16 protein-coding genes, 1 tRNA gene and 1 pseudogene are annotated in these 12,898 nt (G+C 69.5%); 13 read left to right on the top strand and 5 right to left on the bottom strand.

Annotation, left to right across the window (positions count from 1 at the left end):
• Positions 1-8 precede the first annotated feature (8 nt).
• The 7 genes from ABD198_RS15825 (at position 9) to ABD198_RS15795 (ending at position 5,754) form a co-directional block, all read left to right on the top strand.
• Positions 9-611 carry a DUF2017 domain-containing protein gene (locus ABD198_RS15825; protein ID WP_344001587.1) on the top strand — a complete coding sequence of 201 codons (603 nt, stop codon included), beginning with the start codon at positions 9-11 and terminating at the stop codon, positions 609-611.
• Between the two features lie 471 nt (positions 612-1,082).
• Positions 1,083-2,501: an amino acid permease gene (locus tag ABD198_RS15820; protein WP_344001585.1), complete on the top strand. Its 1,419-nt coding sequence runs from the start codon at positions 1,083-1,085 to the stop codon at positions 2,499-2,501.
• Between the two features lie 165 nt (positions 2,502-2,666).
• Complete coding sequence (locus ABD198_RS15815) at positions 2,667-3,089, top strand: M67 family metallopeptidase (protein WP_344001583.1); 423 nt, start codon at positions 2,667-2,669, stop codon at positions 3,087-3,089.
• Positions 3,090-3,198: 109 nt separating this feature from the next.
• A complete protein-coding gene (locus tag ABD198_RS15810) occupies positions 3,199-3,294 on the top strand; it encodes a putative leader peptide (protein ID WP_344001581.1) in 96 nt (31 codons plus the stop codon).
• Between the two features lie 94 nt (positions 3,295-3,388).
• Positions 3,389-3,667, top strand: coding sequence for a MoaD/ThiS family protein (locus ABD198_RS15805; RefSeq protein WP_344001579.1), 279 nt, complete (start codon positions 3,389-3,391; stop codon positions 3,665-3,667).
• A 9-nt stretch (positions 3,668-3,676) separates the two neighbouring features.
• On the top strand, positions 3,677-4,627 hold the full coding sequence (locus ABD198_RS15800; protein ID WP_344001577.1) for a PLP-dependent cysteine synthase family protein: 951 nt from the start codon (positions 3,677-3,679) through the stop codon (positions 4,625-4,627).
• A gap of 374 nt (positions 4,628-5,001) precedes the next feature.
• On the top strand, positions 5,002-5,754 hold the full coding sequence (locus ABD198_RS15795) for an MBL fold metallo-hydrolase (protein ID WP_344001575.1): 753 nt from the start codon (positions 5,002-5,004) through the stop codon (positions 5,752-5,754).
• Positions 5,755-5,864: 110 nt separating this feature from the next.
• Here the strand turns inward: ABD198_RS15795 and ABD198_RS15790 are convergent, their stop codons facing one another.
• Positions 5,865-7,115: a PTS transporter subunit EIIC gene (locus ABD198_RS15790; RefSeq protein WP_344001573.1), complete on the bottom strand. Its 1,251-nt coding sequence runs from the start codon at positions 7,113-7,115 to the stop codon at positions 5,865-5,867.
• A 517-nt stretch (positions 7,116-7,632) separates the two neighbouring features.
• On the opposite strand from ABD198_RS15790, the gene ABD198_RS15780 reads away from it, so the two are divergent.
• The 4 genes from ABD198_RS15780 to rdgB all read left to right on the top strand — a co-directional run bounded on the left by ABD198_RS15780 (position 7,633) and on the right by rdgB (position 10,078).
• Positions 7,633-7,866 carry a PTS sugar transporter subunit IIB gene (locus ABD198_RS15780; RefSeq protein ID WP_030868674.1) on the top strand — a complete coding sequence of 78 codons (234 nt, stop codon included), beginning with the start codon at positions 7,633-7,635 and terminating at the stop codon, positions 7,864-7,866.
• A gap of 207 nt (positions 7,867-8,073) precedes the next feature.
• On the top strand, positions 8,074-8,811 hold the full coding sequence (gene rph / locus ABD198_RS15775; protein ID WP_344001569.1) for a ribonuclease PH: 738 nt from the start codon (positions 8,074-8,076) through the stop codon (positions 8,809-8,811).
• Positions 8,812-9,003: 192 nt separating this feature from the next.
• Complete coding sequence (locus tag ABD198_RS15770) at positions 9,004-9,402, top strand: prefoldin domain-containing protein (RefSeq protein ID WP_344001567.1); 399 nt, start codon at positions 9,004-9,006, stop codon at positions 9,400-9,402.
• A gap of 73 nt (positions 9,403-9,475) precedes the next feature.
• Positions 9,476-10,078 (top strand): RdgB/HAM1 family non-canonical purine NTP pyrophosphatase, encoded by a 603-nt coding sequence (rdgB, locus tag ABD198_RS15765; RefSeq protein ID WP_344001565.1) that lies wholly within the window; start codon positions 9,476-9,478, stop codon positions 10,076-10,078.
• A 42-nt stretch (positions 10,079-10,120) separates the two neighbouring features.
• Here the strand turns inward: rdgB and ABD198_RS15760 are convergent.
• From ABD198_RS15760 to bcp, 4 genes and pseudogenes are all read right to left on the bottom strand, one after another.
• Positions 10,121-10,203 (bottom strand) — tRNA-Leu (locus ABD198_RS15760).
• Positions 10,204-10,223: 20 nt separating this feature from the next.
• The gene (locus tag ABD198_RS15755; protein WP_344001563.1) at positions 10,224-10,874 is read right to left on the bottom strand and encodes an HNH endonuclease; all 651 of its coding nucleotides are present in this window, start codon (positions 10,872-10,874) and stop codon (positions 10,224-10,226) included.
• A gap of 8 nt (positions 10,875-10,882) precedes the next feature.
• Positions 10,883-11,396, bottom strand: a pseudogene (locus tag ABD198_RS15750) (HNH endonuclease signature motif containing protein).
• Positions 11,397-11,542: 146 nt separating this feature from the next.
• On the bottom strand, positions 11,543-12,010 hold the full coding sequence (bcp, locus tag ABD198_RS15745) for a thioredoxin-dependent thiol peroxidase (RefSeq protein ID WP_344001561.1): 468 nt from the start codon (positions 12,008-12,010) through the stop codon (positions 11,543-11,545).
• 93 nt (positions 12,011-12,103) lie between these two features.
• Between bcp and ABD198_RS15740 the strand changes: the two genes are divergently transcribed.
• On the top strand, positions 12,104-12,433 hold the full coding sequence (locus ABD198_RS15740; RefSeq protein ID WP_344001559.1) for a DUF3618 domain-containing protein: 330 nt from the start codon (positions 12,104-12,106) through the stop codon (positions 12,431-12,433).
• 44 nt (positions 12,434-12,477) lie between these two features.
• The gene (locus tag ABD198_RS15735) at positions 12,478-12,834 is read left to right on the top strand and encodes a GroES family chaperonin (protein WP_344001557.1); all 357 of its coding nucleotides are present in this window, start codon (positions 12,478-12,480) and stop codon (positions 12,832-12,834) included.
• The last annotated feature ends 64 nt before the right edge of the window (positions 12,835-12,898 follow it).

Below are 12,898 nucleotides of genomic sequence, written 5' to 3'. Positions count from 1 at the left end.
TCGCCTCCATGCCAGGACACTTCGAACCGCTCCCCGGCGGCGGCGCGGCCGTCGCGCTCGACGAGGTCGAGATCTCCATCATCCGGTCCCTGGCCGTGCAGCTGATGGAGCTGATCGGCCCAGGCCCCGCCGATGACGCCCCGGCCGACCCGCTCGCCGAGCTGTTCTCCGACGGCCCCAGCGAACCCCCCGCCGACCCGGTGCTGCGCCGCCTCTTCCCGGACGCCTACTGCGACCCGGAGGGCTCCGCCTCCCCGGAGCAGGCCGAGGAGCAGCGGGCGTACTCCGCCGAGTTCCGCCGCTACACCGAGAACGACCTGCGGGCCGGCAAGCGCGAGAACGCCCTCGCGGTGATCCGGTCCCTGGACGCCCTCGCCGCGGCCGGCGAGGGCGTGGCGGTGCTCAAGCTGTCGCCGGAGGAGTCCAAGCAGTGGCTCGGCGCGCTGAACGATCTGCGCCTGGCGATCGGCGCCCGCCTCCAGATCGACGACGAGGACGACACCGAGGTCCTCTACCGTCTCCCGGACGACGACCCGCGCAAGCCGATGGTGATGGCCTACCTCTGGCTCGGCGGACTCCAGGAGACGCTCGTCTCGACGCTGATGCCGTGAGCGCCCGCACGCTCCCGCACGCTCCCGCTCGCGCTGACGCCGTGAGCGCCCGCACGCTCCCGCTCGCGCTGACGCGGTGAACGCCGCGCATCCGCGCCCTTCCATGCCCGGAATCGACCGGGAAAGTCCGGACATATCCGCTGACGCGTTCGCTCAGAGGACGCTCAAATCCGATTAACGATCGGGTCAAAAGATCCGCCTCGTATGGGTCCGTGGGGCGTGCTTTGTCCGGTTCTTGCGGTGGCGTGCGCCACAATCCACCCAGTGATCAAAGGTGCGGCCGTGATAAATCTTCACGACCGCCCGCCGAACACCACCCGAATGTTCGGACGGGTGCGCCACCGGTCGGTCACCACCGGCCAGGCATCGAGCGGAATCTCGCGGTCCGCTCAGCTCCATCAGTCCGGGGGGATCGAGACCCGATCCGCGGCCGACCTGCGGCCCGGGTCGGCATGGAGAAAGGCGCACGACATGACCTCTGCGAAGGTCACCCAAACTCCTGAAGAGGGATACGAACGAGGGCTCGGCAGCCGCCAGGTCCAGATGATCGCGATCGGCGGCGCCATCGGCGTCGGCCTGTTCATGGGTGCCGGTGCGAACATCGCCAAGGCCGGCCCCAGCATCATCCTCATGTACGCCCTCGCGGGCGTCGTCATCTTCTTCATCATGCGGGCCCTGGGCGAACTGCTCCTCTACCGGCCCGTCTCCGGCTCCTTCGCCGAGTACGCCCGAGAGTTCCTCGGCCCGTTCTTCGGGTTCGTCACGGGCTGGACCTACTGGCTGATGTGGGTGGTCACCGGCATGGCCGAGCTCACGGCCGCCGCGATCTACATCCACTTCTGGTTCCCGGAGATCCCGCAGTGGGTCAGCGCACTGGTCTTCCTGGTGGTGCTGTTCGGCGTCAACCTGATCTCCGTCAAGATCTTCGGCGAGGTCGAGTTCTGGTTCTCGATGATCAAGGTCACCGCGATCATCGGCATGATCGTCATCGGCCTCGGCGTGCTGACCCTCGGCTTCTCCGACGCCGGTGACACCGCCGCCGTCTCCAACCTCTGGTCGCACGACGGCTTCTTCCCCAACGGCATCGGCTCCAGCCTGATGACCCTCCAGGGCGTCATGTTCGCCTACCTCGCCGTCGAGCTGGTCGGCGTCACCGCGGGCGAGTCCGAGAACCCCGAGAAGACCCTGCCCAAGGCCATCAACACCCTGCCCTGGCGCATCATCGTCTTCTACGTCGGCGCCCTGCTGGTCATCCTCTCCGTGGTGAAGTGGACCGAGTTCTCCGCCGGCGAGAGCCCCTTCGTGCACGCCTTCGGCAAGATCGGCATCCCGCTCGCCGCCGGCATCGTGAACTTCGTGGTGCTCACCGCGGCCCTGTCGTCCTGCAACTCGGGCATGTACTCCACCGGCCGGATGCTGCGCGACCTGGCCGCCAACAGCGAGGCCCCGCAGGCCTTCTCCAAGCTCAACGCCCGCAAGACGCCCGCCGTCGGCATCACGGTCTCCGTGGCGCTCATGGGCATCGGCGTGATCCTCAACTACGTGGTGCCGGAGAAGGCGTTCCTCTACGTCACCTCCGTCGCCACCGCGGCCGGCATCTGGACCTGGATGATGATCCTCATCAGCCACATCCGCTACCGCGCCGGGGTCGACGCCGGGCGGCTGCCCGCCTCCCCCTTCCCGGCCCCCGGCGGTTCGCTGTTCAGCTGGGTCGCCCTGCTCTTCCTGATCGGCGTGACCGGCATGATCGCGTACGACAAGGACGCGCGGATCTGCCTCTACGTGGCGGCCGGCTGGGCCGTGGCCCTGGCCGTCGGCTGGGCGGTCATGAAGAACCGCAACCCGCACATCGCCGAGCGCCGCGAGCCGGAGCTCGAGAAGATCGGCTGACCGGGCACGCGGCTTCTTCGCAGGGACGCCTGTTCTTCGAAGGGACGCCTGCCGGCAGGGAGTTCTCGTGGCACCCCCTGCCGCCGCCACCCCGGGCGTCCAGCATCCGGGCCGTCCCGTACCACTCCTCGGTACGGGGCGGCCCGTCCGCTTATCCTGAGCCCCATGCTGACCATCACCCAGGCTCTGTACGACAAGATCGTCGCCCATGCCCGCGCCGACCACCCCGACGAGGCGTGCGGCGTGGTCGCGGGGCCGGTGGGCTCCGGCCGCCCCGAGCGCTTCATCCCGATGCTGAACGCGGCCCGCTCGCCCACGTTCTACGAGTTCGACTCCCAGGACCTGCTGAAGCTGTACCGGGAGATGGACGACAACGACGAGGAGCCGGTGGTCATCTACCACTCCCACACCGCCACCGAGGCCTACCCCTCCCGCACCGACATCTCCTACGCGAACGAGCCGAACGCCCACTACGTGCTCGTCTCCACCGCCGACACCGACGGCGCCGGCGAGTTCCAGTTCCGCTCGTTCCGCATCGTGGAGGGCGAGGTCACGGAGGAGGAGGTCAAGGTCGTCGAGTCGTACTGAGCCCGCCCTGGCCGCCCGCGACCTGGTATGTTCCGAATGGCGGATGAAAGCTGTCCGCAGAGTGAGATCACACTCCGGGGGCCCGGCCGGGAATCGATACGATGACCGCATGGTTCTTCTCGACGTGAGCGAAACGGCGCCGGGCACTCTGCTCGTGGCGCGGCTGCACGTCGACCTGTGCAGGCTGAACAGCGCCATCTGTTGACCCGCCCCGCCGCCGCACGGGCCAGTGAGCCGCGGCGGCCCGCGCCGCGCGCCCACACGAACCAGACCACCCCTTCCGACAGGAGCCCTCCACCATGGCCATCGAGGTCCGCATCCCGACCATCCTCCGCCAGTACACCGACGGCCAGAAGACGGTGGAGGGGACCGGGAACACCCTCGCCGAGCTCTTCGCCGACCTCGAGACCCGGCATCCGGGCATCCAGGCCCGCATCGTGGACGGCGACCAGCTGCGCCGCTTCGTCAACGTCTACCTCAACGACGAGGACGTGCGCTTCCTCGACGGCATCGAGACCAAGGTCAGCGACGGCGACAACGTCACGATCCTGCCGGCCGTGGCCGGCGGGATGGCCTGAGCAGCGGCCATGCGCTACGACTCGCCGCTGGCCGCGGTGGGCAACACCCCGCTGGTGCGCCTGCCGCGCCTCTCGCCGTCCGCCGACGTCCGGATCTGGGCCAAGCTGGAGGACCGCAACCCCACCGGCTCCATCAAGGACCGCCCGGCGCTGTACATGATCGAGCAGGCGGAGAAGGACGGCCGGCTCACGCCCGGCTGCACCATCCTCGAGCCGACCTCCGGCAACACCGGCATCTCGCTGGCCATGGCCGCGAAGCTCAAGGGCTACCGCATGGTGTGCGTGATGCCCGAGAACACCTCGCAGGAGCGCCGGGAACTGCTCGCCATGTGGGGCGCGGAGATCATCTCCTCCCCGGCCGCGGGCGGCTCCAACACCGCCGTGCGCGTCGCCAAGGAGCTGGCCGCCGAGCATCCGGACTGGGTGATGCTCTACCAGTACGGCAACCCCGACAACGCGGGCGCGCACTACGCCACCACCGGCCCGGAGATCCTCGCCGACCTCCCGTCCATCACCCACTTCGTCGCCGGCCTCGGCACCACGGGCACCCTGATGGGCGTCGGCCGCTATCTGCGCGAGCACAAGCCCGATGTCAAGATCGTCGCCGCCGAGCCCCGCTACGACGACCTGGTCTACGGCCTGCGCAACCTCGACGAGGGCTTCGTCCCCGAGCTGTACGACGCGTCCGTGCTGACCACCCGCTACTCGGTCGGCTCCGCCGACGCGGTCACCCGCACCCGCGAACTCCTCCGCCAGGAGGGCATCTTCGCGGGCGTCTCCACCGGGGCGGCCCTGCACGCGGCGATCGGCGTGGCCAAGAAGGCACAGAAGGCCGGCGAGAGCGCCGACGTCGTCTTCGTCGTCGCCGACGGCGGCTGGAAGTACCTCTCCACCGGCGTCTACACCGCCGCCACCACCGAGGAAGCCATCGAAACCCTCCAGGGCCAGCTCTGGGCCTGACCCCCGCCCCGACACCGGGCTCCGGCCCAGCAGCACCGGTCCACGACAGCAGCCCGCGCAGCACCTGACCACCTGCGCGGGCTGCTGTTCTGCTTTCCGGGGGTGCTCCGCTCCCTGTGCGTCCGGCGTGCGCCGGCGCTTTGGACGTGCGGATCGGAAGGTGGAGCGGGAGGCTGGAGGGAAGTCGGTGTGTCCGCCGCCGGGTGCCCCGGCATGCGCCTTGCACGCCCCGCTTCCAGCCGAACCGGTGACAGCTCAGGTGAGTTCGCCCACAACGGCCACTGGTGGAGGAGCGACCGAAGGTTTTGCGCCTTACGCTCGACAAACCGCACGACCCCCGTGTCTCCATATCCGCCAGCGGAGGTTTCTGCTTCATGAAGCTCACCGTCGTCGGCTGCTCGGGGTCGTTCCCGTCCGCGGAATCGGCCTGCTCGAGCTACCTCGTCGAGGCCGACGGCTTCCGGCTGCTCCTCGACATGGGCAATGGCGCCCTTGGCGAGCTGCAGCGCCACTGCGGTCTCTACGACCTCGACGCGATCTTCCTCAGCCATCTGCACGCCGACCACTGCATCGACATGTGCGCCTACTTCGTGGCGCGCTACTACCGGCACGACGGAGGCCGCTGCGCCCCCCTGCCCGTCTACGGTCCCGAGGGCACCGAGCACCGGCTGACCACCGCCTACGGGGACACCCCGTCGGCCTCCTCCATGAGCGAGGTCTTCGACTTCCACACGGTCAAGCCGTCCACCTTCGAGATCGGCCCGTTCACCGTGCACACCGAGCGCGTGGCGCACCCGGTGGAGGCGTACGCCATCCGCGTCGAGCACGACGGGAGGTCGCTGGTGTACTCCGGCGACACCGGAGTGAGCCCGGCGCTGGACGAGCTGGCCCGGGACGCCGATCTCTTCCTGTGCGAGGCCGCCTTCACGCACGGCAAGGAGAGCATCCCGGACCTGCACCTCAACGGCCGCGAGGCCGGTGAGATCGCGGCCCGCGCGCAGGCCCGCCGCCTGGTCCTCACCCACATCCCCCCGTGGACCGACCCCCAGATCAACCTCGCCGACGCCCGCGCGGTCTACGACGGCCCGGTGGAACTCGCGGCGCCCGGCACGACGTACGAGCTCTGAGAGCGGCACCGCCTCACCGATCGGGAGCAGCACCGCCCGGCACGACGCAGGCCCCGGAACCGAATCGGTCGGTTCCGGGGCCTGCGTCGTTGCTGCTCAGGCGGGCAAGGTCACGCCTTGGTGAGGTCCTCGACCTCCTCCTCGGGCTCGCGGCCCGGGGTGGGGAGGTTGAACTTGGCGATGGCGAAGCGGAAGACCGCGTAGTAGATCGCCGCGAAGACCAGGCCGATCGGGATGATCAGCCATGGCTTGGTCGCCAGGTTCCAGTTGAGGGCGTAGTCGATGAAGCCCGCCGAGAAGGTGAAGCCGGCGTGCACCCCGAGCGCCCAGGTGACCGCCATGGACAGCGCGGTGAGCACGGCGTGGATCACGTACAGCATCGGCGCGATGAACATGAACGCGAACTCGATCGGCTCGGTCACGCCGGTGACGAACGACGTCAGCGCCAGGGAGATCATCATGCCCATCACGGCCTTGCGGCGCTCGGGACGGGCGGCGTGCGCGATGGCGACGGCGGCGGCCGGAAGACCGAACATCATGATCGGGAAGAAGCCCGACATGAACATCCCGGCGCTCGGGTCGCCCGCGAAGAAGCGGTTCAGGTCACCGTGGACGACCTCACCGGCGGCGTCCTTGAAGTCGCCGATCTGGAACCAGGAGACCGTGTTGACGAACTGGTGCATGCCGACCGGGATCAGCGCACGGTTGACCAGACCGAACAGACCCGCACCGAAGGCACCGAGGCCGGTGATCCACTCGCCGGCGGCGGAGATGCCCTCACCGATCGGCTCCCAGACCAGGCCGAAGAAGACACCCATCGCGGTGCCGACGAAGGCCATGATGATCGGGACGAGCCGGCGGCCGTTGAAGAAGCCCAGCCAGTCCACCAGCTTCTTGCGGTGGTAGCGCTGCCACAGCACGGCCGAGAGCAGACCCATGATGATGCCGCCGAGGACACCGGGGTTGTTGTAGGTCGCGGCTATGTCCTCGCCGGCCTTGATCTGGGCCTCGGTGACGGGGAACGCCTTCAGCACGTTGCTGTAGACCAGGAAGCCGACCAGGGCGGCCAGCGCGGTGGAACCGTCGGCCTTCTTGGCGAAGCCGATGGCGACGCCGATGCAGAAGAGCATCGGCAGATTGTCGAAGATGGCGCCACCCGCGGTGGCGAACACGGCCGCGACCTTGTCCCAGCCGAGGCCGTCAGGACCGAAGACGTCGTCCTGGCCGAGCCGCAGCAGGATGCCCGCCGCCGGCAGGACGGCAATGGGAAGCTGAAGGCTGCGGCCGACCTTCTGCAGACCCTGGAACAGGCCGGATCCCCGCTTCTTCGCGGGGGCCGCCGATGCGGTGGCGGTGCTCATGGTTCCTCCATCGGTGGTGGTCTACACCACTCAGTGGTGTAGACCTGTTGTAGCACGATGAAGGGCGCGTAAGGAACCCGTGATTCCTGCAACGTCCGCACCACGCTCAGTGGCCGCCCGAAGGGCCCGCCCGACGCCCCCGAAAGGCCGGCTCAGGCCTTGGTCCCCGTCGTCCCCGAAGACGTCCGGCTGCCCCAGCCGGTTGAAAATGCCCGCCGCCGGCAGCACCGCGATCGGCAGCTGAAGGCTGCGGCCCATCTTCTGCGGGCCCTGGAACAGCCGGTTCCAGCGCTCTCGGACAGGGCTGACGGTCTCCTCGGCTCCGGCGGGGCGGTCGGTGCTCATCCGGTCCCCCATCACTGCGGGTTTGGCGACCGTCCGCCCGGTGGTGTAGACCAGTCGACGGACGGTTCCGCTGTCGTGACGACATCATTCGGTAGGCACGACATGACCGCTCGCGAAGATGGGCCAACTGTGGGTTACTGCGACAAAGCGGTTCGGATCAGGGAGAACGAACATGGCCACCAAGGCTGAGAAGATCGTTGCCGGGCTGGGCGGCATCGACAACATCGAAGAGGTCGAGGGCTGCATCACCCGCCTCCGCACCGAGGTCGTGGACCCCGCCAAGGTCGACGAGGCCGCCCTGAAGGCCGCCGGCGCCCACGGCGTGGTGAAGATGGGCAGCGCCATCCAGGTCGTCATCGGCACCGACGCCGACCCCATCGCGGCGGAGATCGAAGACATGATGTGAGGCGCCCGCCTCCGGCACAGGCAGCGCCCTTCACGAGGCAGCGCCCTTCACGAGGCAGCGCCCTTCACGAGGCAGCGCCCTTCACGAGGCAGTGCCCTCCACGGCGGCAATTCACGGCAATCCACCGCCACCCAAGGGTTCCCGAGGGGCCCGTCCCACCGCACCGCGGGACGGGCCCCTCGCACCGCTACGGCTAGGCTCGAGGCCATGTCTCGAATCGACGGCCGCACCCCCGAACAGCTCCGCCCGATCACCATCGAACGCGGCTGGAGCAAGCACGCCGAAGGCTCCGTCCTCGTCGCCTTCGGCGACACCAAGGTCCTGTGCACCGCCTCCCTCACCGAGGGCGTCCCGCGGTGGCGCAAGGGCAGCGGCGAAGGCTGGGTCACCGCCGAGTACGCGATGCTCCCGCGCGCCACCAACACCCGCGGAGACCGCGAGTCCGTCAAGGGCCGCATCGGTGGCCGCACCCACGAGATCAGCCGTCTGATCGGCCGGTCCCTGCGCGCCGTCATCGACTACAAGGCCCTCGGCGAGAACACCATCGTCCTGGACTGCGACGTCCTCCAGGCCGACGGCGGCACCCGCACCGCCGCGATCACCGGCTCCTACGTGGCCCTCGCCGACGCCGTCGGCTGGGCCCTGGACAAGAAGCTGATCCGCCCCGGCCGCCAGCCCCTCACCGGCACCGTCAGCGCCGTCTCCGTCGGCATCGTCGGCGGCGTCCCCATGCTGGACCTCTGCTACGAGGAGGACGTCAAGGCCGACACCGACATGAACGTCGTCTGCACCGGCGACGGCCGCTTCGTCGAGGTGCAGGGCACCGCCGAGGCCGAGCCCTTCGCCCGCGAGGAACTCAACGCCCTGCTCGACCTGGCCGTGGCCGGCTGCACCGAACTCGCCGCCGCACAGCGGGCCGCGCTCGAGACCACCCTGGAGCGGTAAGAACCCAGGGCGAGATGGCAAGGCAGGCAAGGTAGGCAAGGTAAAAGACACACCAAAACAGGTGGCCGCCGCGGGCAACCGCGCCGGCCACCGCCGCGTCTGAACAGGTACGGGCGCACCGGATCGAACCGATGCGCCCGGCCAGCCGCTACGGCCGGCCCGGAAACCGGCCGGCGAGGGAGGGACCGTTCCATGGCCGCGAGCCGCCGACGCCGCACCGCAGCCGTCGCCGCCACCCTGGCGGCGGTCGCGCTGACCGCCGGACTGACCACCGGCTGCGACGCCGTCGACAAGGCGCTGGACTGCGTCCAGACCGCCGATGCCATCGCCGACAGCGTCACCGAGCTCCAGCAGGCGGTGGAGAACGCCTCCGACGACCCCACCCAGCTCGAGGAGTCGCTGGACTCCATCGACAAGAACCTCGGCGAGATCGGCGACAAGACCGACGACGCCGACGTCAACAAGGCCGTCAAGGACCTCGACAAGGCCGTCGACAATGTGCGCACGGCCATCGAGAACGGCGACAACACCCCCGACATCAGCCCCGTCACGGACGCGGCCGGCGAGCTGACCAAGGTCTGCACGCCGTAACGACGCCGGGGCGGGCGCCCCCCGGGCCACCCGGCACAAAGGGAGCGGGCGGGGGACCGGAATACTGGTCCCCATGACCCGCCTGATCCTCGCCACCCGCAACGCCGGAAAGATCACCGAACTCCGGGCGATCCTCGCCGAGGCCGGCCTGACCCACGAACTGGTCGGCGCCGACGCCTACCCGGAGATCCCCGACGTCAAGGAAACCGGCGTCACCTTCGCCGAGAACGCCCTGCTCAAGGCCCGCGCGCTGGCCCGGGCCACGGGCCTTCCGGCCGTCGCCGACGACTCCGGCCTGTGCGTGGACGTACTGGGCGGCGCCCCCGGCATCTTCTCGGCCCGCTGGGCCGGCCGCCACGGCGACGACAAGGCCAACCTGGACCTGCTGCTGGCCCAGCTCGCCGACGTCCCCGACGAGCACCGGGGCGCCCACTTCGCCTGCGCGGCGGCCCTGGTCCTGCCCGACGGCACGGAGCGGGTGGTCGAGGGCCAGCTGCGCGGCACCCTGCGCCGCGAGCCCGCCGGCTCCAACGGCTTCGGCTACGACCCGATCCTCCAGCCCGAGGGCGAGACCCGCACGTGCGCGGAGCTGACCCCCGAGGAGAAGAACGCGATCAGCCACCGCGGCAAGGCGTTCCGCGCGCTGGCGCCGGTGGTACGGGAGCTGCTGGGGTAAGAGACGCCAGGGGGGCCACCTGCCGGGTGGCCCCCCTGCATGTGCGGCCGGTGGGATTCGAACCCACACGGGCTCCCGCCCACGGCGTTCTAAGCGCCGCATGTCTACCGTTCCATCACGGCCGCATGCCCGGCCATGCTACCGGTCAGCCTGTCCGCCCGAGGCGCCGTCCGCCTCCTCGGCACCAGGTGCTGGTGACCGCATGACAGTTGGGGCAGAGCAGCCGCAGATTCTCGCGCCGGTCGTCGCTCCAGTCCCCGTTGATGTGATCGATCTCCAGTGTCATGGGCTTGCCGAGCCACTCGGGTCCCGTGCCGCATTCCGCGCACTCCTCGGGTACGCCCACTTCACGGAGAGCCCGACGCAGGAGCACAGTTCTCGTCCGGCGCTTGCCGTCGTGCTTGACCAGGATGTCCTCGGGCCGCCTGGGAGGGGTCGGGCCTGGCTTGCCGCGTTGGTGTGCCTGCCCCAGGAGGTGCGCCGTGGAGATCTTCTCCTCAGCGATCCACCGACGCAGAAGGGCGCGCTGCGTACCGCTGTCGGGACGCCCCAGCCGCCGAAGGACGGCGGCGAGCGAAACGGATGCGGCGACTGCCGTGCGCAACTCCTCGGCTGTGGGCCGGGGAAGCCTCCCGGAGGGCGTGAAGTGCGAGATGTCGATGCCGAAGTGCGCGAACCGCCTCCTGAGGTACCGGCGGAGATGACCGTACGGCCGGGTGCCGAAGAAGGCGATCACCTCGTCGAGGCTGGAGCACTGCGCCGCCGCCTCTGCCAGTCGATCGCGGGTGTATCGCACGGCGCTGCTCACCGGCCCCCCCGACGCTTGCCGCGGCCCCGGTAATGGTCGGTCGTCGAATGGCAGTTGGGGCAGAGAAACCGCAGGTTGGTGATGCGGTTGTCCCGCCAGTTGCCGTCGATGTGGTCGACCTCCAATGGAAGCGGACGCCCCTGCCAGACGCCGTCCGTCCCGCACAGGGCGCACCGCTCCGGCACCCCCAGGGACGTCATCGCCCACTTCAGCCGGTCGCTCGGGATGCGCCGGCCCTGTCCGGGAGGCTGCTCGACGAGCAGAGCCTCCGGTGTCCGTGGACGCCGGGGCTGTCCCCTCCGGCCGGGCACCTGGAAGGATGTCCCGGCTCCACTTGACCTCGCGCTCGAAGTGGGAGGTGTCCACCCCCAGCTTCCGCATCCGCCCGGCCACGTACCGCCGCGTCGGACTCCCCGGATCCACCCCCAGCCTCACCAGCGCCTCCGAAAGATTACGTGCCCCTCGAGCCGCCTCCCCCAGCCGCTCCCTCGTGTACGCACTCGCCCCCATCGAGCCCCCTCCGTTCGCGATCAGGTGTTCGTGATCTCGTACGGAGTAACGAACCGTTTATCGGACGGTCACGCACGGAATGCGGAACGGCTCGTACCGGTAGTGCACCGGTACGAGCTGCTCGCGGTCGCCGCAGGCTGGGTGGGTCAGAGACCGAGATCCTTGATGATCTTGGCCACATGTCCGGTGGCGCGGACGTTGTACAGGGCGCGCTCGACCTTGCCCTCCTCGTCCACGATGATCGTGGAGCGGATGACGCCCATGTATGTGCGGCCGTAGTTCTTCTTCTCGCCCCAGGCGCCGTAGGCCTCGAGGACCTGCTTGTCCGGGTCGGAGAGCAGGGTAACCTTCAGGGACTCCGCCTCGCGGAACTTCGCCAGCTTCTCCGGCTTGTCGGGGCTGATGCCGATGACGTCGTAGCCGGCGCCGGCGAGGAGCTCCAGATTGTCGGTGAAGTCGCAGGCCTGCTTGGTGCAGCCGGGAGTGAGGGCGGCCGGGTAGAAGTAGACGATGACCTTGCGGCCCTTGTGGTCGGACAGGGACACCTGATTGCCGTCGGCGTCGGGGAGGGTGAAGTCGGGGGCCACGTCCCCGGGCTGGAGTCGCTCGCTCATCGGACTAGCGTAACCGGGGGTCCTGACATGGCGGCGGCGTGCGGAGCTGACAGACTGTCCGCACAGGTATCAGCGGATTTCGGAGGCGACACGGTGGCGGACACGGCGGACACCAGAACCCCGGCGCAGATCGAGGCGGACATCGAGCGCCGCCGCGCGGTCCTGGCCGAGACCCTGGACGAGATCGGTGTGCGCGTGCACCCGAAGACGATCATGGGTGATGCGAAGGCGAAGGTCGCCGCCAACGTGGACCACACGCTCGGGCGGGCCTACGTCGGCATCAACCGCGTGGTGAGTGATGTGAAGGCGAAGTTCGTGGACGCGGACGGCTCTCCCCGGCTGGAGCGGGTCGTGCCGGTGGCGGTCCTGGTCGTGGGTGTCGTGGGGCTGCTGGCCCTGGGCACCCGAAGGCGCCGGGGCTGACCCGCCCGCGTCAGGTCCCGGCGAAGGCAGGTAGGTTTCACAGCGTGAGCGCCAACAGAAACGAGCACAGTCCTCAGCACGACAAGCTGCCCATCCGGATGCTGCACGACCGCGTACTCGTGCGGCAGGACGCCAACGAGGGCGAGCGGCGTTCGGGGGGCGGCATCCTCATCCCCGCCACGGCGGCGGTGGGCCGGCGTCTGGCCTGGGCCGAGGTCGTCGCGGTGGGGCAGAACGTACGGACCGTGGAGCCGGGAGACCGGGTGCTGTACGACCCGGAGGACCGCGCCGAGGTCGAGGTGCGGGGGGTCCCGTATGTGCTGTTGCGTGAGCGCGATCTGCACGCCGTGGCCGCGGACCGGTTCGAGGGGTCCGAGGATTCGACCGGCTTGTACCTGTAAACACCTGCGGTTCTGTGGCACGAGGGGCCGGTGACCGTCGTCACCGGCCCCTCTCGTCGCCTCC

This window comes from Streptomyces thermocarboxydovorans (assembly GCF_039524635.1).
In the GTDB taxonomy this organism is placed as follows: Bacteria; Actinomycetota; Actinomycetes; order Streptomycetales; family Streptomycetaceae; genus Streptomyces; species Streptomyces thermocarboxydovorans.
The sequence above is the reverse complement of the archived record's forward strand: the minus strand, read 5'-3'. Positions and strand labels throughout refer to the sequence as shown.